The organism is Streptosporangium sp. NPDC004379, assembly GCF_042873875.1.
Classification (GTDB): domain Bacteria; phylum Actinomycetota; class Actinomycetes; order Streptosporangiales; family Streptosporangiaceae; genus Streptosporangium.
Map to the genome: position 1 here is coordinate 84,062 of NZ_JBIAMC010000013.1, position 19,509 is coordinate 103,570.

Annotated in this window: 12 protein-coding genes and 1 tRNA gene; 6 read left to right on the forward strand and 7 right to left on the reverse strand. The window is 73.4% G+C overall.

What is annotated here, in order from left to right; translation table 11 throughout:
- The first annotated feature begins 22 nt into the window (after positions 1–22).
- The 3 genes from ACFYSC_RS26130 to aspS all read left to right on the forward strand — a co-directional run bounded on the left by ACFYSC_RS26130 (position 23) and on the right by aspS (position 2,903).
- Complete coding sequence (locus ACFYSC_RS26130; RefSeq protein WP_362941250.1) at positions 23–946, forward strand: metallophosphoesterase; 924 nt, start codon at positions 23–25, stop codon at positions 944–946.
- 33 nt (positions 947–979) lie between these two features.
- Positions 980–1,053: transfer RNA gene (locus ACFYSC_RS26135), tRNA-Pro, on the forward strand.
- A gap of 563 nt (positions 1,054–1,616) precedes the next feature.
- Positions 1,617–2,903 carry an aspartate--tRNA(Asn) ligase gene (gene aspS / locus ACFYSC_RS26140; protein WP_389966715.1) on the forward strand — a complete coding sequence of 429 codons (1,287 nt, stop codon included), beginning with the start codon at positions 1,617–1,619 and terminating at the stop codon, positions 2,901–2,903.
- A gap of 120 nt (positions 2,904–3,023) precedes the next feature.
- Here aspS and ACFYSC_RS26145 read toward each other — a convergent pair whose 3' ends face one another.
- The 3 genes from ACFYSC_RS26145 to ACFYSC_RS26155 form a co-directional block, all read right to left on the reverse strand.
- Complete coding sequence (locus ACFYSC_RS26145; protein ID WP_389966718.1) at positions 3,024–4,094, reverse strand: alkene reductase; 1,071 nt, start codon at positions 4,092–4,094, stop codon at positions 3,024–3,026.
- Between the two features lie 164 nt (positions 4,095–4,258).
- Positions 4,259–6,379: a tetratricopeptide repeat protein gene (locus ACFYSC_RS26150; protein ID WP_389966721.1), complete on the reverse strand. Its 2,121-nt coding sequence runs from the start codon at positions 6,377–6,379 to the stop codon at positions 4,259–4,261.
- Between the two features lie 12 nt (positions 6,380–6,391).
- Positions 6,392–7,690 carry a hypothetical protein gene (locus ACFYSC_RS26155; RefSeq protein WP_389966724.1) on the reverse strand — a complete coding sequence of 433 codons (1,299 nt, stop codon included), beginning with the start codon at positions 7,688–7,690 and terminating at the stop codon, positions 6,392–6,394.
- A 559-nt stretch (positions 7,691–8,249) separates the two neighbouring features.
- Between ACFYSC_RS26155 and ACFYSC_RS26160 the strand changes: the two genes are divergently transcribed.
- Both ACFYSC_RS26160 and ACFYSC_RS26165 read left to right on the forward strand, forming a co-directional pair.
- A complete protein-coding gene (locus ACFYSC_RS26160; RefSeq protein ID WP_389966727.1) occupies positions 8,250–10,598 on the forward strand; it encodes a BTAD domain-containing putative transcriptional regulator in 2,349 nt (782 codons plus the stop codon).
- Positions 10,591–11,181: a hypothetical protein gene (locus ACFYSC_RS26165; protein ID WP_389966730.1), complete on the forward strand. Its 591-nt coding sequence runs from the start codon at positions 10,591–10,593 to the stop codon at positions 11,179–11,181. The genes ACFYSC_RS26160 and ACFYSC_RS26165 overlap by 8 nt, the downstream gene beginning before the upstream one ends.
- Before the next feature lie 83 nt (positions 11,182–11,264).
- Here the strand turns inward: ACFYSC_RS26165 and ACFYSC_RS26170 are convergent, their stop codons facing one another.
- Together ACFYSC_RS26170 and fxsA are read right to left on the reverse strand one after the other, a co-directional pair.
- Positions 11,265–13,289 (reverse strand): tetratricopeptide repeat protein, encoded by a 2,025-nt coding sequence (locus ACFYSC_RS26170; protein ID WP_389966733.1) that lies wholly within the window; start codon positions 13,287–13,289, stop codon positions 11,265–11,267.
- Positions 13,290–13,592: 303 nt separating this feature from the next.
- Positions 13,593–13,763, reverse strand: a complete 171-nt coding sequence (gene fxsA / locus ACFYSC_RS26175; protein ID WP_389966736.1) for an FxSxx-COOH cyclophane-containing RiPP peptide — start codon at positions 13,761–13,763, stop codon at positions 13,593–13,595.
- Between the two features lie 237 nt (positions 13,764–14,000).
- Between fxsA and fxsT the strand changes: the two genes are divergently transcribed.
- On the forward strand, positions 14,001–16,547 hold the full coding sequence (fxsT, locus tag ACFYSC_RS26180) for an FxSxx-COOH system tetratricopeptide repeat protein (protein WP_389966739.1): 2,547 nt from the start codon (positions 14,001–14,003) through the stop codon (positions 16,545–16,547).
- Between the two features lie 173 nt (positions 16,548–16,720).
- Here the strand turns inward: fxsT and ACFYSC_RS26185 are convergent, their stop codons facing one another.
- Positions 16,721–18,070, reverse strand: a complete 1,350-nt coding sequence (locus tag ACFYSC_RS26185; protein WP_389966742.1) for an HEXXH motif domain-containing protein — start codon at positions 18,068–18,070, stop codon at positions 16,721–16,723.
- Positions 18,067–19,299 carry an FxsB family cyclophane-forming radical SAM/SPASM peptide maturase gene (locus tag ACFYSC_RS26190; protein WP_389967138.1) on the reverse strand — a complete coding sequence of 411 codons (1,233 nt, stop codon included), beginning with the start codon at positions 19,297–19,299 and terminating at the stop codon, positions 18,067–18,069. Before ACFYSC_RS26190 ends, ACFYSC_RS26185 begins: the two co-directional genes overlap by 4 nt.
- Positions 19,300–19,509 lie beyond the last annotated feature (210 nt).

Consider the following 19,509-nt stretch of genomic DNA (forward strand, 5'->3'; position numbering starts at 1 on the left):
GGGTGTCGGGCATGATGAGGGTGTGAGGAAAGCAGCCGCGGTGCCCCTGTCCCTGCTCGGCGTCGGCCTTACCGGCCTCGCCTACGCCTCGGTCGTCGAGCGCAACGCGTTCCGCCTACGGCGGTTCGACGTGCCAGTGCTGCCGCCCGGCCGGCGTCCGGTGCGGATCCTGCACCTGTCCGACCTGCACCTCACCCCGCGCAGGCGAATGCTGATCAACTGGGTCCGCTCGCTGGGCGAGCTCCAGCCCGACCTGGTGGTCAACACCGGCGACTCCATCGCCCACCCCGACGCCGTCGGCCCGCTGATGGAGGCCCTGGAGCCGCTGCTGACCCGTCCGGGCCTGTTCGTCTACGGCTCCAACGACATGTACGCGCCGCGCCCCAAGAACCCGGCCCGCTACCTGTGGCGCACCTCCAAGGGCGACCACGTCCAGAAGATCCCCTCGCTTCCCTGGGAGGAGCTGGGCGCGGCCATGTCCGCCGAGGGCTGGCTGGACATGAACAACACCACGGCCCGCCTCAAGGTGGGCGATCTCGACGTGGCCGTGGGCGGCATCCACGACTCCCACATCAACCGCGACCGTTACGACCTGATCGCCGGGCCCGCGCCCGAGGAGGCGGACCTCCGACTGGGCGTGATGCACTCCCCCGAGCCGCGCAACATGACCCGCTTCGCCGCCGACGGCTACCAACTGCTGCTGGCCGGCCACACCCACGGCGGCCAGCTCTGCGTCCCGTTCTACGGCGCGCTGGTCACCAACTGCGGCATCGACCGCGCCCGGGTCAAGGGCCTGAGCCGTCACGACTCGGCGTTCCTCCACGTCTCGGCCGGCCTGGGCACCAGCCCCTACGCTCCGGCGCGGTTCGCCTGCTTCCCCGAGGCGAGTCTGCTGACCCTGGTACCGCGACGCCGGAATGACGCAAGCACCCGCGAAGTCCGCTAGACTTTCTCAAGCACGAGCAAGCCCGTCGTGCACCGGGGTGTAGCGCAGCTTGGTAGCGCGCTTCGTTCGGGACGAAGAGGTCGCAGGTTCAAATCCTGTCACCCCGACGCTTGGATTCCCGACACCAGGGGCCCGATCGCTGGAGACAGCGATCGGGCCCCTGGTCGTTTCACCGCGTCCCACCGCGTCCCGCTCGAATGCCCGGTCCCGGCGTCTCACGGCCTGCGGAATCGACACCGCCGTTTCATCCACGGTGATCGACGCCGTGAGCCTCCTGTCCGACGAGAACCGCATACCGGCCGACGCCATGCTTTCGGTCAGGCCGTTCGTCCGGACCACGGACTTCCGTCCCCGGCGGCATGAAGCGGGCACCGCTCCCCGGCGGTGATCGCGTTAGACTGGCCGCAACGCGATGACGGAGACGAGTAGTCCCGGGATCACGCGGGTCAGAGAGCCGCCGGCAGCTGCGAAGGCGGTCCCGCGCCCCGGGGCGAAGACCCTCCCGAGTGCGGGGAGGAACGGCGCACCCGCCCCATGCCCCGCCGGCCGGCCCCCGTGATCGGGCCGCGATGAGGCCGCCGCCCAGGCGGCGGCGAAAGTGCGGTGGCACCGGGAGCACCCTTCTCCCCCGCACTCCCAAGGGATCCGCTCATATTCCACGAGGAGTGTGATGATCTCTCGTATCCTCGCCGCCGACCTGCCCGCGCACGTCGGCCGCACCGTACGGATCGCCGGCTGGCTGCATCGCCGCCGCGAGCTGAAGTCCGTGTCGTTCCTGGTGGTCAGGGACCGCTCCGGTCTCGCGCAGGTCGTGCTGCGCGAGCCGGTCCACCTGGCCGAGGAGACCGTCGTCGAGGTCACCGGGACCGTCTCCGCCAACCCGCAGGCCCCCGGCGGGGCCGAGCTGGCCGACCCGGTGATCGACGTGCTCTCCGAGCCGGTCGAGCCGCCGCCGTTCGACCTGTACCGGCCCGTCGTCTCCGGCACGCTGCCCACGGTCCTCGACCACGCGCCGGCGGCGCTGCGGCATCCCCGGCTGCGGGCGCCGTTCGAGATCGCCGCCGCCGGGGTCGCCGGGTTCCGGGCCGTCCTGGACGGGCTCGGGTTCGTCGAGACGTCCACCCCGAAGATCGTGGCCTCGGCGACGGAGTCGGGCGCGAACGTCTTCGGCATCGACTACTTCGGCCGGCCCGCCTTCCTGGCCCAGTCGCCGCAGTTCTTCAAGCAGGCCCTTGTCGGGGTGTTCGAGCGGGTCTACGAGGTCGGGCCGGTCTTCCGGGCCGAGCCGCACGACACCGCCCGGCACCTGGCGCAGTACACGAGCCTGGACGCCGAACTGGGCTTCGTCCGCGACCACCGCGACGTCATGGCGGTGCTCACCCTCGCGCTCGGCGGCATGCACGCGGCCGTCGCCGAACGCGCCGGGGCCGCCGTCGCCCTGCTGGGGATCGAGACGCCGAAGGTCCCGGAGGAGATCCCCGCGATCGACTTCGCCGAGGCGCAGGAACTCCTCGCCCGGCACACCGGGGAGGACCCCCGCGGCGAGCCCGACCTGGCCCCGGCGCACGAGCGGTGGCTCGGCGAGTGGGCGCTGCGCGAGCACGGCTCGGAGTTCCTGTTCGTCACGGGCTACCCGATGGTCAAGCGGCCCTTCTACACCCACCCCGACCCGACCGCGCCGGAGCGCTCACGCAGCTTCGACCTGCTGTTCCGGGGGCTGGAGCTGGTGACGGGCGGCCAGCGGCTGCACCGGCACGCCGACTACCTGGCCGCGCTCGCCGCCCGGGGCGAGGACCCGGAGGCGTACGAGGGGTACCTCGCGGCGTTCGCCCACGGCATGCCGCCGCACGGCGGCTTCGCCATCGGCCTGGAACGGTGGACCTCCCGCCTGACGGGCGCCGCCAACGTCCGCCAGACCACCCTGTTCCCCCGCGACCTGCACCGCCTCAGCCCGTGACACCGTGGACCGGCCGGCCCGTGCTCGACGGATCGGCCGGTCCACACGGTTCACGGCGGGAGCGTACGGCCGGCACGTCCGGAACCGTACGGCCGGCCGCGGGTGGGCGTCGCGGTGAGGTCAGCGGCGGGAGGAGGCGAAGGAGTAGTCGGTGTAGCCGTGCCGGCCGCCGCCGTAGTAGGTCGCGGGGTCGGGGCGGTTCAGCGGCGCGCCGGTGCGCAGCCGTTCCACCAGGTCGGGATTCGCCAGGAAGGCCCGGCCGAAGGCGATGAGGTCGGCCCCGGCGGCGAGCCACTCCTCGGCGGCGGCCCGGCCGCCGTCACCGGGGAACTCTCCTCCCGACCGCGGCGCCACCACCAGGGCGCCGGGCCAGGCCGCCCGGATCCGGGCGGCGAGCGGTGTGCCGGGCGCGACGCCCGCGAGGTGGAAGTACGCCAGGCCGAGCGGGGCGAGGGCGGCGGCCAGCGCCGGGTAGACCAGTTCGATGTCGTCCTCGGCGATGTCGTTGTGCGGGTCGCCCGGGGTGACGCGCAGCCCCACCCGGTCCCCGCCGACCGCTTCCGCCACGGCCGCGGCGAGCTCGACGGCGAAGCGGAGGCGGTCGCGTCCGTAGAGGTCACCGCGGCGGTTGGTGCCCGGGGCGAGGAACTGGTGGATCAGGTAGCCGTTGCCGCCGTGCAGCTCGACCCCGTCGAACCCGGCGTCGACGGCCAGCCGGGCGGCGCGGGCGAAGTCGCCGATCGTCGCCCGCGTCTCGGCGGTGCTCAGCTCCCGGGGGACGGGCAGGTCCCGGTGCCCGTCGAGGGTGAAGATCCGCCCGGCGGCCCGCACCGGCGACGGCGCCACGGGCCGCAGCCCGTTGACGCTCTCGTGGCCGATGCGGCCCGCGTGCATGAGCTGGGCGAAGATCCGGCCGCCGGCCGCGTGCACCGCGCCGGTCACCTCCTGCCACGCCCCGGCCTGCTCGGCGGTGTGCAGGCCCGGGGTTCCCGGGTGCCCCTGCCCGGCCGGGCTGGGCTGGGCTCCCTCGGAGATGATCAACCCCGCGGTGGCCCGCTGCGCGTAGTACACGGCCGTCTCCGCCGCGGGCACCCCGCGGTGGTCGGCGCGGCTGCGGGTCATCGGTGACATCACCAGCCGGTTGGGCAGGCGGAGCCGTCCCAGCCGCGCGGGCTCGAACAGGTCTGGCATGGTGCGTCCCTTCCGCGGATCGTTCTTGCGGCCCACGCCGGTCGTAGGTCGTTCCCGGGCCGGCGCACCGGATCGTTGCCGGGCCGGCGCAGCGGCCGCGGGTCGTCCCCGAACCGGCGTGCCCGGCTCAGACCGGCAGGTCGGCCTGAGCCGGGCGCGCCGGCTCAGGCCGGCACGTCGGCCGTGGCGGGTTCGCCCAGCGCCGCCCGGCAGGCGTCCAGCCGTTCCCGGCTGTCCTCGTCGCCGGTCGCGGCCAGTACGAGCTCGTAGTCGGCGACGGCCTCGGCGTAGCGGCCCGACTCCTGGTGGACGACGGCCCGGTTGAACCGCATCTCGGGCGTGCCGCCCAGCTCGACCGCCCGGTCCAGGTCGTGGGCGGCCCCGGTGAGGTCCCCGGCCGCGTAGGCGAGCTCGCCGCGCAGCGCCCACGCCTCGGCGAGCCGATCGTCGCGTCCGATCGCGGCCGACAGCGCCTCGCGGGCCGCGGCGGGGTCGTCCCGCTCGGCGAGCAGCCGCCCCTTCAGGCACAGCAGGTGGGCGTTGTCCGGCGCGAGCTCCAGCCCCTCGGTGACGTCCCGCCAGGCGGCGTCGGTCTCGCCCAGGTCGCACAGCAGCCCGGCGCGGTTCACCCGGGCGTCGAGGTGGGCGGGGTCGAGTTCGATGGTGTAGCCGAAGTCGGCCAGCGCCCCGCGCACGTCGCCGAGTTCGAGGCGGGCGTCGCCGAGGTTGTAGTACGCCTCGGGGAACGGCGGCGACAGGCGCAGCGCGCGCTCGTAGGCGGCGATCGCCTCCTCGTCGCGGCCGAGCCGCCGCAGGATGTTGCCGACGTTGAAGTGGTGCTCGGGGAAGTCGGGGTCGAGTTCGACGACCTCGAGGTAGTCGCTCAGCGACTCCTCCAGCCTGCCCATCATGCCGAGGACCTGGGCGCGGTTGTAGCGCAGCACCGCGCGGTGCAGGGCGTGCTCGCCGGGTTCCAGCTCCCGGTCCAGCCGGGCCATGCCGTCCTCCAGCATCCGCAGCGCCTCGTCCGCCCGCTTCTGGCGCACCTCGACCAGCGCGAGACCGTTGTGGCCGAACACCGAGTGGAAGGCCCGCTTCTTCGGGTCCTCCACCAGCGAGGCGATCGCGATGGACATGTTCATCCACATCCGCGCCCGCTGGTAGTCGCGCCGCGGCTCGGGATAGTGCCGGGCGTACAGCATGGCGGTGCTGTAGGCCAGCTCCATGTGGACGATGGGGTCGGCGCTGACCGCCCGCGCCTCGTCGTAGATGGTCATCGCCTCGTCGGCCCGGCCGAGGGAGGCGAGCGTGGTGCTGGTGGCGTTGGTGAAGTGCCACCACAGCTCCTCCTGCGTCGACCGGTCCACCAGCGCCCTGCCGCGCAGGCCCAGGTCGGCCGCGGCCTGGTAGAGGCCGATGCCCCGGCAGTGGTCCATCGCCAGGCGCAGGGCGGCGAGGCCGGTGCCGGACGGGTCGGTGCCGTGCTCGGCGTGGTACGGGATCGCGCCCAGCGACAGGGAGAACTCGCCCCGGCCGGCCAGCGCCGCCGCCCGCTCGTCGTGCAGCCGCGCGCGTTCGGCGGCGGGCAGCGCCTCGTAGGCGGCGAGCAGCCGGGGATCGTCGCCGGTGCAGTCGCCCTCGACGTAGGCTCGCGCGGCAGCCGGCCCGTCAGCGGTCTCCGGTCCGGCCTCCGGAACGGCGGGGGCGTCCACCGGTACGGCGTGGCGGGCGAGGACACGCGCCAGGGAGATCGTGACCTCCCCCGGCGGGTCGGGGACAGGCTCGGGCCCGGTGCCGACGACGACGGTCAGCCCGTCCAGGTCCCCGCGGCGCAGCAGCACGGCGACGAGCTCCTGGTCGGTCGGGTCGGCGTGGTGCACGTTCTCGAAGACGAGGGTGCGGGGCCCTCCGCCCAGCGCCTCCAGGTGGTCGCGCAGCAGCTCGGCCAGGCCGTTGGCGATGTTCAGGGTGTGCAGCCGGGAGTAGAAGCGGGTGCGCTCCCCCTTGCCGGCCTGCCACTCCAGCGAGGTCCAGGCGGGCGGCACCAGGTGGGCCAGCTCCGGGGTGCTGGTCAGGATCTCGATGTTGTGGGCGGGCCCCAGCTCGGGCCGGCGTTCCAGCGCCTGCGGCGCGATCGCCCGCATCAGCGTGCCGGCCGCCGTGTACGGCCCGCGCAGCCGCCGGTGGGCGTCGAGCACCATCAGCACCGGCGGCAGGCCGAGTCCTTCCCGCAGCAGGTCGCGGTCGCGGCGCCGGGCGGCCCGGATCCAGTGGTGGTTACCCATGGTGCGTCCCTTTCAGGTGATGACGTGTTCGAGCCGCTGTCTCCGGTCGCGGTATCGCTCCCGGGCCGCCACCCAGGCGAGAACGACGAGCTGCGCGAGGATGAATCCGCAGAAGACGAGCGAGTCCAGCAGCTCCGGCCAGGACGCGCCGTGGCCGGTGAACCGGCCGAGGATCCCGGTGAACATCTCGTAGACGATCGGGGCGACCGCGACGAGGAACGTGGTCAGGCTCACCGTGTAGCCGGCGACGATCAGCCAGGAGTACCACCGGGCGACGCGCCGGTCGACGGGGTGCCAGTCGGACTCCTCGACGAGCCGGTCGCGCCGGCCGAGCAGCCGGTTCATCCGGTTGGCCAGCATCTGCCGGGCCGTGGTGTGCAGGTCGACGCAGCCCAGCGCGGTGGAGACGAGGACGTAGAGGTCGGTGCGGAGGTAGAGGGAGAACTGCCAGAGGATCCGGAGCAGCACGGCGAAGGCGAACGCCAGGCAGAACCGCCCGGCGAAGGAGAGCGCGCCCCCCGGCTGCCTGGTGAGGTCGGCCGTGATCGTCAGGACCGCCATCACGACCACGTCCGCCAGCATCCCGGCCACGATCGGCAGGTACCGTTTCCGCCGGGGCACCGCGACCAGCCCGTCCAGCGACGTCTCCAGCACGACGAAGTAGAACCTGCGGGAGATCCGCAGGCTGGAGCGCAGACCCAGCCGCCGTCCGGCGAGCGCGTGGAAGCTCTCGTGCAGCAGCAGCTGCGGGATGGCCACGACGAACAGCGCCGCCTGGATGACGGTGTAGTACTCGGTGAAGAAGACGTTGCGGTAGCTCGGCACCAGGTCGGGCCGGCGCGCCATCGCGACCACCGCCCACGCGACGACGGCCGCGTAGCAGATCCAGGCGGGGACGGAGAAGAGGGCCGCGCCGAGCCGCCGCCAGCGGACCGGCCGGTCGGGAGCGTACGGCCCGCCCGCCGCGCCGGTCTGCTCGCCGGGGTCGCCGGACGCGCCGGTCCCACCGGGCTCTCCGGGCTCGCGGATGAAGCCGAGTTCGCCGAGCGCCGCGACCAGGTCGTCGATGTCGGGGTCCTCGTGGTAGCGCTCGGCGTACCAGGCGGCCGCCGCGCGCGGGGGGAGTCCCTCCTGGAGTCTGCGCAGCAGTTCGGCTCCGTCCACCGGGAAGATCGCGTAGGAGTCGGTGTCCGGACGGCCGACCGTCACCTCCTCCCCGTCCTCCAGGTAGACCAGGGGATGCAGCGGGAGCGGCCGGTCGGGGTCGTGGCGGGTCGCGGGGCCGCCGGTCACGGCCTCTGCGTCGGTCAACGGGCAGCCCTCCCAGGTGGTGTCGCGCGAGGGTGGTGGACGAGGTCGTGCGACGAGCGGGACCACGAGCGGTGGGTCCCGCGGCGGTGGCTTTCCACGGCGGTGGCTTTCCGCGGCGTGGGGCGGAGCGCCGGGTGCGGGCGTGCCGTACCCGGCGCACCGCCGGGAGCCGACGTCAGCTCACGTTCTTGTAGATCGAGCAGGCGGCGGCGGTCAGGCGGACCGGGCCGGCCTTACGGATCTTGATCTTCTTCATCGTGCACCTCCTCCCGAGGTCCGAAGGTCGTTGCCAACGATGGCCGCCGCCGCTGGAGCGGTGTCGCCGCGGCACTGAACCCGGCGCGCGCACGGGCGGGCGGCGCGGCCAGTGAACCGTCAGTGAATCGCCAGTGGACCCGGCGCGGTCCTGCGGCGGGGCGGTCCCCCGGCGACCGGAAAGGGGAGTAAGTGACAGCGGTGATGGCCGGGATTGGACACATCACAATCTCGCCTTACTTTCCGTCAAAACATATGATTCTCCAGATTTCCGGCACTGACCGTGGGCTTTTTCAGGAGAGAAATGGCGAACATACGGTTCAGCCTGCTCGGTTCACTACGGGTATGGCGCGGGGATACCGAGGTTGCGATCAGCTCGGACAAACAACGGACCGTTCTCGCTCTGCTGCTGCTGAAGGCGGGGACGCCCGTCCACCGCCAGGAGATCATCGACGCCGTGTGGAGCGAGGGAGTCCCGGACTCCGTGGTCAACCTCGTCCAGACCTACGTGGGACGGCTGCGCCGCCGCGTCGATCCGTCCCACGTGGCCCGGTCCGGCGCCTCCTGGCTCGCCGGACTGGGACCCGCGTACGCGATCCGGCTCGACCGGTGCGACACCGACCTGGTCCGCTTCCGGACGGCGGTGGCGCGGGCCGGACGGGCCGGCTCCCCCAGGGAGACCCTGGAGCTGTTGCTGCGCGCCCTGCAGCTCTGGCAGGGTCCGTGCCTGTCCGACCTCGGTCACGCGGTCCGGGGGCACCCCTGGGTCCGCGCGGCCGACCAGGAACGCGTGGACGTCCTGCTGGAGGCGGCCAAGTTCGCCCTCCAGACCGGTCTGACCTGCGAGGTCATCCCGCAGCTGCGGGCCGTCGCGGCGGCCGAGCCGCTGAACGAGGCGGTGCACTCCTGGCTCGTGCTCGCCCTCGCGGGAGCCGGGGCGCAGGCCGAGGCGCTGGCCGAGTACGAGGCGACCCGCAGGAGGCTGGCGGACGAACTCGGCATCGATCCCGGCCCGCAGCTGCGCGCGGCGCACCTTCAGGTGCTGCGGCAGGAGACGGGCCCGGCCTCCTCCTACGAACCCCGCGAGCCCTACGAGCTCTACGAGTCCTATGAGCCCGCCCCCTCCGGTGGAACGTTCCGCCCGTCCCTCCTCCCTCCCGACGTCGCCGACTTCACCGGGCGGGAGAAGACGGTCGGCCGGCTCCGCGGGGCGTTGACCTCCCGCGGCACCGGGTCCGTCGCCGTGGCGCTCGTCACCGGGCAGGGCGGCGTGGGCAAGACCGCAACGGCCCTGCACGTGGCCCACCGGCTGGGCGAGGCGTTCCCGGACGGCCAGCTCCACGCCGACATGCAGGGCTCCGGCACGTGCCCCGCGGACCCGTCACGGGTGCTGGCCCGGTTCCTGCGCGCCCTCGGCGTCCACGCGTCCGCCGTCCCCCACGACCTGGAGGAGCGGATCGACCTTTATCGCAGCCGGCTCGCCGGCCGCCGGATGCTCGTGGTGCTCGACGACGTCGCCGACCACGCGCAGGCCAGGCCGTTGCTGCCCGGCTCACCCACCTGCTCGGTCATCGTGACCAGCCGTTCCCGGCTGCCCGGCTGGCCGGGCGCCGCCCGCTTCGAGCTGGAACCGCTGGAGCCGGGGGAGGCGGCGGACATGCTGGCGAGCGTCCTGGGCCGCGAGCGCGTCGCCGCGGAACCCGAGGCCGCCGCGGAGGTGGCCCGGCTGTGCGGGCGCCTGCCGCTGGCGCTGCGGGCGGCGGGGACGCGGCTGGCCGGCCGTACGCACTGGACGCTCGCCCGGTTCGCCGAGCGGCTGGACCGCGACGGCCTGGACGAACTCGCCCTCGGTGACCCGGACGTCAGAACCGGCATCGCCGCCGGCTACCACCGGCTGGACGAGGCGGCGCGGCGGGCCGTCCGCCTCCTCGGCGTCCTGGACCTTCCCTCCTTCGCCCCGTGGACCATCGCGATGGCGCTGGAGACGTCCCAGGAGGCGGCGGAGGAGCTCGCCGACTCCCTCACCGACGCCCGCATGCTGGAGACCACCGAGCCGGACGCCGCCGGCCAGACCCGCTACCGGTTCCACGAACTCGTCCGCCGCTACGCCCGTGAGCAGGCCGTACTGGAGGAGAGCGACACCGCCGTCGACGTGGTGGTCATCCGCACGCTCGCCACCTTCCTCACCCTGGCGCAGGAGGCCGACGAGCGTCTGCCGTCGGCCCGGTACACCCCGGTACGGGGCAGGGCGCCACGCTGGCCGCCTCCGGCGCGGGTCCGCGAGAAACTGCTCGCCGACCCCCTCGCCTGGTTCGAGAGCGAGCGGGAATCCCTGGTCGCCGCCGTGCTGCAGGCGTCGGCCCGCGGCCTGGACGAGCTGTGCTGGGAGCTGGCCGCCGCGATGCTGAACGACGCGGCGCTGCGGTCGTCCTGGACCGGTGTGGAGCGGGCCCTCCGGGTCGCCCTGGCGGCCTGCCGCCGGTCCGGGGACCGGCTCGGTGAGAGCGTGGCGCTGCGCGGGCTGGCCGACGCGCGGAGACGCGAGCACCGCCGGGAAGGGGGCGAGATCCTGGTGACGGCCCTGGGCGGGACGGAACACCCGCAGGGGCCTGCGGAGAATGACCCGCCGATGGCACGATCTACCTATGCCTGACCCCTCTGTCGTCACGACGGTGATATCGACGGTAGGCACGCTTCTGGGCGCTCTGGGAGGAGTGGCGCTGACCCAGGGGACCTCCGCCCGGCGCGAAAGGCGCCAGGCGGAGCGTGACCGGCGCGAAAGGCGGTGCGACGAGCTCCGGCGGGCGTGCGCGAACCTGTCCGAATCGGCCGCACAGCTCAAGATGACGATCGAGATCGCCGCCCAGCGTCACTGGCGGGACATGGACGTCAGGCTCGGCGCCGTCCAGGAACACGCGACGGCCACGGGACTGCACGCCGCACAGGTGTCGCTGACGGCCCCCGAGGAGGTGGCGTCCGCCGCGCTGTCCCTGGCCGAGTCGGCCGGCCGGAGCGCCGCCGCCGCGGTGAAGTCGATCGACCTGGCCTTCCAGGACGACATCTGCCTGGGCGGCCAGATGAGGAGCGCCCCCGACCTGCGTGACCTCGACGCCCGTCTCGCCGCCTTCCAGCTCGCCGCCAGGCGCGAGGTGACCGGCGCCCCGGAGGCGGGGAACACGCCGGACCCCGGCGCGGAGCGGCGCCGGGACGGAGAGGTGACGCGCCGGGCGGAGTGAGCGCCGTACGGCTTCGCGCCGTCGCGGCCCCGGATCGTCGCGGTACGGCTCGTCGCGGCCCCGGATCGTCGCGGTACGGCTCGTCACGGCCCCGGATCGTCGCGGTACGGCTCGTCCGGCTCCGAGGCCGCCAGCAGTCCCAGGGCGACCTCGCGCCGGTGAGGCGGCAGCGGCGGGCCGGCGGCCGTCAGCGCCCTGCCCGCGAGGTCGGCGGCGCCGGCCCGGTCTCCCTCCGCCGCCCGTGCCCGCGCGCCGTACAGCAGTACGGAGCCCTCGTGTGGCGCGTCGGCGAGCACGGCGGCCAGCTCGCCGTCGGCGGCCCCGAAGTCGTGCAGCGTGGCCAGCGCGAAGGCACGGGCCGCCCGGGTGACGGGTTCCGCGCGGTGCGGCACCCGGTCCAGGTCGCGCAGCGCCTCCTCGGCCTCGCCGAGGTCGGCGAGGATCTCACCGCGCACGCGCAGGGCGTCCGGCGTGTTCCCGTCGACGGCCAGCACCCCGTTGAGCACCGCCACGGCGGCCCGCGAGCGGCCCAGCTCCCCGAGCGCCCGCCCGAGCTGGGTCTGCACCGTCAGGTCGTTGGGCACCCGCTCGACGGCCGCGCGCAGCAGGGTGAGGGCGAGCGCTCCGTCCCCCTGCCGCAGGCGCAGCCGACCGGTCGCCGCCAGCAGCCGTCCCACCGCGGAGGTGTCCCCCAGGGCCTCGAACATGGTCGTGGCCGTGTCGTAGGACCGGACGGCCGCCTCCAGGTCGCCCTCCTCGCAGGCGATGTTGCCGAGCAGGGACCACGCCTCGGCACGCGGGCGCAGCTCGTCGTCACCGGCTTCCACGATCCTGCGGACATGCCCGCGCGCGAGCGCGGTCTCCCCCCGGGCGAGGGCCTGGACCGCGGCGTGCAGCGACGCCGCTGAGGACGTCGGCGCCGGAGGAACCGCCGGAACCGGGCCGCCGGCGGCGAGCCCGCGGACGACCGCGGCGAGACGGTCGTCGTACAGCGTGTACTCCCGCGAACCGGCCGCGTCCGCTTCGGACCGGAGAAGGTGGAGGGCGGCCAGTGCCCGCAGCACGGAGCCGGGCACGCCGGCCTCCTCCGCCTCCCGTTCGCCGACCCGCGCGCGGCCGGAGGGACCGGCGGTGAGCGCACGTCCCAGCCGGTTGAGCAGCCGTTCGGAGTACAGGTCATGGTCGGCGGCGATCCCGGAGACGACGCGCCGCCAGGTGTCGCCGAGGAACCGCTCGGCGCCGCCCTCCCGGCGCAGGTGCGCTCCGGTGACGACGTCGGCGCCGGAGAACGTCTCCCACAGCGAGGAGCACGCCATCTGGACCAGCGCCGGGCGCACCGCGCCGGCCTGGGAGGCGGCCGGTCCTCCCATGTCGTCGAGGAGCGTCACCGAACGGAGGTCGTCGACCAGTTCCTCCGCCGCGCCGGGCGCGAACGGACGGCCCCGGGACTCCGAGGGGCCGCGGACCGCCCGCGTCGCCGCGTCACGGTCCAGGGGCGCAAGGACGACCTCCGACCCCGCGGCCGTCCCGAGCCGGGCGCGGCAGGGCTCGAAGAGGCCGGTGAACCCCTCCCCGCCCGCGAGCAGCAGGTGAAGTCCGGGATGGTCGTCCAGAGCCTCGGCGAGCTCGTCGACGAACGCGCCGACGTGCCGCCGCCGGTCCTCGCGGTCGTCGAACAGCTCCTCCGCCTGGTCGATGGCGGCCAGCAGCGGCCCCGAGGCGGTGGAGCGGCCGGTGACCGCCTCGTGTCTGCGCAGGTGCCCGGAGATCGTCGTCGCGGCCAGCCGGGCCGGCGACTCATGGGGGAACCAGGACGCCAGCAGCGCGAGGACGAAGGGGTTGTGCTCGGGCAGCGCCGCGACGGGGAAGGAGGAGGCGTACGTGAGGCGGCCGAGGGGGAGGATCCGCAGCCGCTCCGGCGCCAGCAACGGGCGGACGCCGGCGTTCAGCAGCGAGGTCTTGCCGACCCCCGGCCCACCGGTGAGAACGGTCAGCCGGTCGGCCTTCCAGAGCCCGGCGACCTGCCGGGACTCCTGTTCCCGCCCGAAGAACAGGCGGCTCTCCTCGGTGCGGAACGCGCGCAGGCCGATGTAAGGACCGTGGTCCACGGTATTGATCAGAGTCTCAACGGTCACATCGATCCCATCCGGTGCAATACAACCACTCGTCGACCGAATCCTGCGTCACTGCCGAAATAGCGGGGTGGTGTCCCGAGTGACCAAATGGAATGTGTGCACGAGTTTTACGCATCCTTGCTGCCACCACATCCGCGCGCGCCCATCGGGAGCACGGATTCCGCCGTTCCGCGGGCGGACGACGGCACGCCGGCTCCGCTGACCGCGGAACGGGCATCGACCGCACCCTCATCACCCACTTGTCATCGACGGGATCCCGTTCGCGGCGCGCGGGCGTCACACGGACGACTGGTGACCCGCGACCGGGTCGGCGTCCCGCTCCTCGATCTCCATGAGCCTGCGAAGCGCGTGCGCCAGGGCGGTCTCGTCGAGCCGGTCGAGATCTCTCAGGGAAAGCCCCGAGACGTCGATGAGCCCACTGTCCCGCGTGGCGTCTTCATCCCACATAGGCGCTCCCGTCACCTTCGCTCCCGGTGCTCCGCCCCTCTATCTTCGCACGCCGCCCGACCATGGTCACGCGCCCGTTTGCGCATGTCCAAATTAGGTCGAATGTCGCAGATAAATTCACTTACGATGATTAATCGTATCATTCTGGACAACGGGTGCTACGCCCTCTATATTCCCCCACAGCAGACACCGATGAAACGCCCGCCTCTTCGACGATCGGGGGGTCGCGCGCTTAGGATGGCCATTGTGAAGGCTGAACACGGGCGCATTCCACACGTTTGGGGCAAAGTACCCCAGCGCAACATGAACTTCACGGGCAGGGAAGACCTTCTCTCCCGTCTGCGCGAAGGCATCACGATGGACGTCACCGCCGTTCTGCCTCACGCGCTCCACGGCATCGGCGGCGTCGGGAAGACCCAGCTCGCCGTCGAGTACGCCTATCGATACCAGGGCGACTACGAGCTCGTCTGGTGGATCTCCGCCGACCAGCCCCTCCTCGTGCGCTCGTCGCTCGCCGCCCTGGCACCCCATCTCAAGCTGCCCTCGGCGGCGGTCACCGGCATCGAGGACGCCTCCGCCGCCGTCCTCGACGCGCTGCGCCGGGGCGAGCCCTACTCGCGGTGGCTGCTCATCTTCGACAACGCCGACCAGCCCGAGGACATCAACGAGATCATCCCCCGGGGTCCCGGGCATGTGCTGATCACCTCACGCAACCACCGGTGGGAGGGGGTCGTCGACACGCTCGCCGTCGACGTCTTCGACCGGGCGGAGAGCGTGGAGTTCCTCAACCGCCGCGTGCCCAAGGCCATCAGCACCGTCGACGCGGGCCGTCTGGCCGACGAGCTGGGCGACCTGCCACTGGCGCTGGAGCAGGCCGGCGCCCTGCAGGCCGAGACGGGAATGTCCGTCGACGAGTACCTCCGGCTGCTCACCGAGAAGACCAGCCAGCTGCTGGCCGAGAGCAAGCCCTCGGAGTACCCCCTGTCGATGACCGCGGCGTGGTCGCTGTCGGTGGAGCGGCTGAAGGAGCAGCTTCCCGAGGCGGTCGAGCTGCTCCGCTGCTGCGCGTTCTTCGGCGCCGAGCCCATCCCCCGCGATGTTTTCCGGCCGCTGTCCGGCGACGCGGCCGACGTGGACGAACCGCCGGCCGCCGGCGCCCTGCGCCGCATCCTCGGCAACCCCATCCTGCTCAGCAGGGCCATCCGGGAGCTCGGCCGGTTCGCCCTGGCCCGCATCGACTCCCCCAGCCGGACCATCCAGGTGCACCGGCTGATCCAGGCGCTGATCCGCGACGAGCTGACCGCCCGGGAGCAGGCCCGCTACCGCGGTGAGGTCCACCTCCTGCTCGCCGCCGGAGCGCCACTCGACCCCGACGACACGGCCAACTGGCCCCGATACGCCGACCTCCTCGCCCACGTGACGCCGGCGCTGGTGCCGGAGAGCAGGAACCCCGCCGTCCGGCGGATGGCGCTGGACCTCCTCCGCTACCTGTTCGTCTCCGGCGGCTACCAGTCCGCGCGCGCCTTCGCCGAGCAGTTCCTGCAGCGCTGGCGGGCGGATTCAGGCCCCGACCACCCCGACGTGCTGGCCGCGCAGCGGCATCTGGGCGACGTCCTGCGCGAGCTGGGCGAGTACCGCGAGGCGTACGACCTCAACAGCCGGACGCTGGAGCAGATGACGCGGGTCCTGGGACCGGACCACCCGCAGACGCTGGTCGTCACCAACATCCACGCCGCCGACCTGCGCGCCCGAGGCGACTTCGCCGCGGCCCTGGAGGTCGACGAGGAGGCCCGGCGGCGGCACGAGGCGGTACTCGGCCCGGTCCACCCCTGGACGCTCAACATGATGAACAACCTCGCGGTCGACCACGGCCTGATGAGCCGGTACCAGCGGGCCCGCGAGCTGCACGAGGACACCTACCTCCTTCAGCAGCAGAACGTCGGCGTCAACGGCGTCAGCAGGACCGACGTGCTCTCCTCCTGGAACGGCCTCTCCCGGGTGGTGCGGTTGTGCGGCGACTATCCCGAGGCCCGTGACCTGGGCGAGGACGCCCACGCCTACGGCGTGCAGGAACTCGGCGCCGAGCATCCCTGGACGCTCCGCACCGCCAAGGACCTGTCCATCGCTCTGCGGCGGACCGGCCGGATCCCGGAGGCCATCGAGCTGGCCCGGGACATCCTCTCCCGCTACGAGCGGATCTTCGGCAAGGACCACCCGGACACCCTCGCCGCCGCGATGAGCCTGGCCAACGCGCTGCGCAGCAACGGCGACATCGACGACGCCTTCCATCTCGCCGAGGACACCCTGGAGCGGTACCCCGCCGTCTACGGCGCGGACCACCCCTACCGCCACGGCTGCGCCGGCAACCTGGCCGTACTGCGCCGGGTGCGGGGTGACGTGATCGGTGCCCGCGACCTCGACCGGGCCTCGCTCGCCGCCCTGGACGCCCGGCTCTCGCGCGACCACCACTACAGCCTCACCATCGCGACCAACCTCGCCACCGACCTGGTCATGCTGGGGGAGATGGACGAGGCCGTCCCACTGCGGCGCGACACCCTGGAGCGGCTGCGGACCATCCTCGGCCGCGAGCACCCCGTCGCCCTGGCGGGCGCGGCGAACCTCGTGGCCGACCTGTACCGGGTGGGTGCCGAGGGGGAGGCGAAGAGCCTCTCCGAGGAGACCCTGGACGCCTACGCACGTACCCTCGGGCCCGACCATCCGGACACCAGGGTCGCCCTGGAGGGCAGGCACCTCGACCTCGACTTCGACCCTCCGCCGATCTGATCCGGACCCGCCGGATCCCGCCCGGTCCGCCCTGACGAGCCGACCGGGCGGGTCGGGCGGGTCGTGTGCGCCGGGCGGGTCGTGTGTGCCGGGCAGCAGGCGGGTGGGTGACCCGGGTGCGCCCCGTGGGCCCGTGGGCCCGTGGGCCACGCGGGCGGGCCGTACCGGGCCGGTCAGGGCGAGCCGTTGCGCAGGCGCCAGTCCCGCCGGTGCCGTTCGGCGGCGCGGCGGGCGAGCCCGAGAGCCGTGTCCGGCACCGGCTCCCCGCACCAGCCGGCCAGCGTCCGGCCCATCGCGGAGACGAACGCCGTCCCCTCGGGGGTCAGCGCCCCGCTCGCCGTGAGCGTCCGCACGGCCTCAGCCGCGGCGTCCCGCCAGCGGGCGAACTCGGCGTTCGCCCTGATCGCCGAGTTCCCGTATTCGTGAAGGCGCTGACGTCGCCAGAACCCGGCCACCCCCAGGTGCGCGTAGACCCCCTGCAGCAGGCCGCTCACCGGCCGGGGGTCGTCGCGCCACGGCGCGTAGTAGCGTGCCCCGGTGTCCGGCAGGGTCAGCGGCACCAGATCGAGCAACGCCGTGAGCTTGGCGTGCTGGACCTCGTGGGCCAGTGTCACGGCCAGCACCCTGTCGTCCTCCGGCGTGGAGAGCGCCACGCAGCCGAACGTCTCCCGGGACGACACGCTCACCTGCCCGCTCGCCGGTGGAGCCAGTGGTGCCAGCACCCTGACGATCTCGCCGATCTCCGCGGCGACGGTCCAGTGATGCTTGACGAGCAGCTCCCACGCGCCGTCGAGGAGTGTCCGCCAGTTCCCGGCCTCGGCTTCCGTCAACCGGCCGGCCGTGGTCGTCGCCGCGGGCAGGCAGTGCGCGTCCACGTCGTCGAGGAGCAGCTTGATCCCGGTCCCTCCCGCCTCGGCCGACAACCGGCGCACGCCATGCCAGCCCGGGGCGTCGGTCCGATGGTCCGCCGGCACCCGCACGCGGCCGTCACCGCCCATGATCTCCGCCTCACCACGCGGCGTGACCCGTACGACCGCGCGGTCACCGTCCCCGCCGGGGACCGGGACGGCACGACCGAGAGTGGGCAGTACGACGGTCCCCTCATGGAGGGGCACCTCGATGACGGCCGCGAAACCCGCCCTGATCGCCGCCGCGGCGGCGACGGCCGCGAGGCCCTCGGGAACGGCCGGGGCCCGCTGCGGACTCCCGCCGTCCGGAGCCGCCGCCCCGGCGTGCAGGGCGCGCAGTGTACGGCGGGCCCACGCGCCCGTGCCCGGATGCCGGATCACCGCCTCGGCCTCCGCGGGCGCGTGGGCCTGCACGTCCGCGAGCAGGTCGTAGGCCCGGCGGACCCGGGCCGCCTGCGGGTGGCCGGCTCCGGCCGCGGCGTCCACGACCCCGCGGATCAGCAGGATGTGCCTGCTGTGCTGGGCGGAGGCCAGGTCGCGGACCGCGGCGCCGCCGCCTCCCGCCGCGAGAGCCCGGAAAACGGTCTCGCCCAGGTGGTGCGCGCCGAGGTTCATGGGCGGCCCAGCCGTACGGCCAGATCCGCCTCGACGACCCGCTTCACATGGGTGACCAGGCGGAACAGGTCCGGGCAGTAGACCGACGGGTTGGCGAACCCGGTGCCGGACCGGTAGCGGTGCGCGTACAGTCCCGCCCCGCACACCCGGTGCACCGGGCAGGCCAGGCACGTCGCCGACAGCGCCCCGGTTCCGAGTTGCCTGGCCACCACCGCCGGCAGGGACAGCGCCGCGTCGAAGGCGTCGCGGTCCACGTGCAGACCGGTGTGCGGAGCCCCGTGGTAGGCGGACTTCAGCACGTCGGACTGCTCGATGCTTCCGTCGGTCTCGACGACCAGCACTCCCACCGGCGAGAGCCCGATCGCCTCGCTGGTGGACGCCCCGCCGAAGAGGAGATGGAGGATCTCACCGAACAGGCGCACCCGCGTCCTCTGCCGGGGCTCCCGGTACCACCGGTCGAAGACCGCGACGAGCCAGTCCCCGTACGGCGTGGCAGAGCGGTCCGGGCCGCGGCCCGGCGGCGGGTCGTCCCAGTTCCCATGGGGAAGCAGCAGGTCGATGACCGGCGGCCGGGACTCCACCAGCGCCTCGTAGGTGTCCAGCGGGTCGTTGCGCAGGTCCACGGCGCACAGCAGGCCGGCGAACAGGTGCCGGTGACGGGGGCTCGTCAGCCGTTCGAGGGCGGCCCGCACGGACGCGTGGCTGCCTCCGCCGTCCGCGCGGCGGCGGTGCCGGTCGTGCGCCTCGGCCGTGCCGTCCAGGCTGACCCCCACCCGGACGCCGAGCTCGTCGAACAGGCGGAGGTAGTCCTCGGTGAGGCGGACCGCGTTCGTCTGGACGACCACGTCCGTCCGCGCGGAGGAGCCGATCTCCGCTCGCAGGGCGTCCACCAGGCGGCGGATCGCCGTGGGCCCGGCGAGCAGGGGCTCACCGCCGTGCAGCACGACCCGGATCGCGGTCAGCCCGTGGGACCGTACGTGCTCGGCGACGCGGGCGGCGACCCGGTCGAGGGTCTGCGGGGACATCCGGACGGGGCGGGAGCGCCACGTCTGGTCCGCCATTTCGTAGACGTAGCAGTAGTCGCACGCGAGGTCGCACCGGCTGTGGATCTTGACGATGAACTCCCGGAACGGGGTGGGGCGCCAGCCCGCCGCGGTCAGGGCCGGAACGTCCAGTGTCGCGGGCCATTCCTTCCCGCCCTCGGCGGAGAAGGGCCGCTGGGCACGCATGGCCACGCGCGATCCGCCTCTCGTCCGCGATCCGCCCGAGCGGCCGGGTTCGCCGCCGTCCTGTCCGTTCTGTTTCGAGGATCGCAAAACTCAGAGTCAGACACAATACGCTAAACCCCATCAAAACCCGATGCCCTCCCTTCTTCCCCAAAGGTGACTCCTTTCCCGCGGCACTTATCTGCGAGCCGGAGAAGCGAGGAGATGAGAGAA

Excerpts from the sequence above, each read along its gene's own strand:
- ACFYSC_RS26145 (WP_389966718.1), bottom strand. The coding sequence starts at position 4,094 with ATGCCAGACCTGTTCGAGCCCGCGCGGCTGGGACGGCTCCGCCTGCCC.
- ACFYSC_RS26190 (WP_389967138.1), bottom strand. The coding sequence starts at position 19,299 with ATGCGTGCCCAGCGGCCCTTCTCCGCCGAGGGCGGGAAGGAATGGCCC.
- fxsT (WP_389966739.1), top strand. The coding sequence starts at position 14,001 with ATGGCCATTGTGAAGGCTGAACACGGGCGCATTCCACACGTTTGGGGC.
- ACFYSC_RS26185 (WP_389966742.1), bottom strand. The coding sequence starts at position 18,070 with ATGAACCTCGGCGCGCACCACCTGGGCGAGACCGTTTTCCGGGCTCTC.
- fxsA (WP_389966736.1), bottom strand. The coding sequence starts at position 13,763 with ATGTGGGATGAAGACGCCACGCGGGACAGTGGGCTCATCGACGTCTCG.
- ACFYSC_RS26160 (WP_389966727.1), top strand. The coding sequence starts at position 8,250 with ATGGCGAACATACGGTTCAGCCTGCTCGGTTCACTACGGGTATGGCGC.
- aspS (WP_389966715.1), top strand. The coding sequence starts at position 1,617 with ATGATCTCTCGTATCCTCGCCGCCGACCTGCCCGCGCACGTCGGCCGC.
- ACFYSC_RS26150 (WP_389966721.1), bottom strand. The coding sequence starts at position 6,379 with ATGGGTAACCACCACTGGATCCGGGCCGCCCGGCGCCGCGACCGCGAC.
- ACFYSC_RS26165 (WP_389966730.1), top strand. The coding sequence starts at position 10,591 with ATGCCTGACCCCTCTGTCGTCACGACGGTGATATCGACGGTAGGCACG.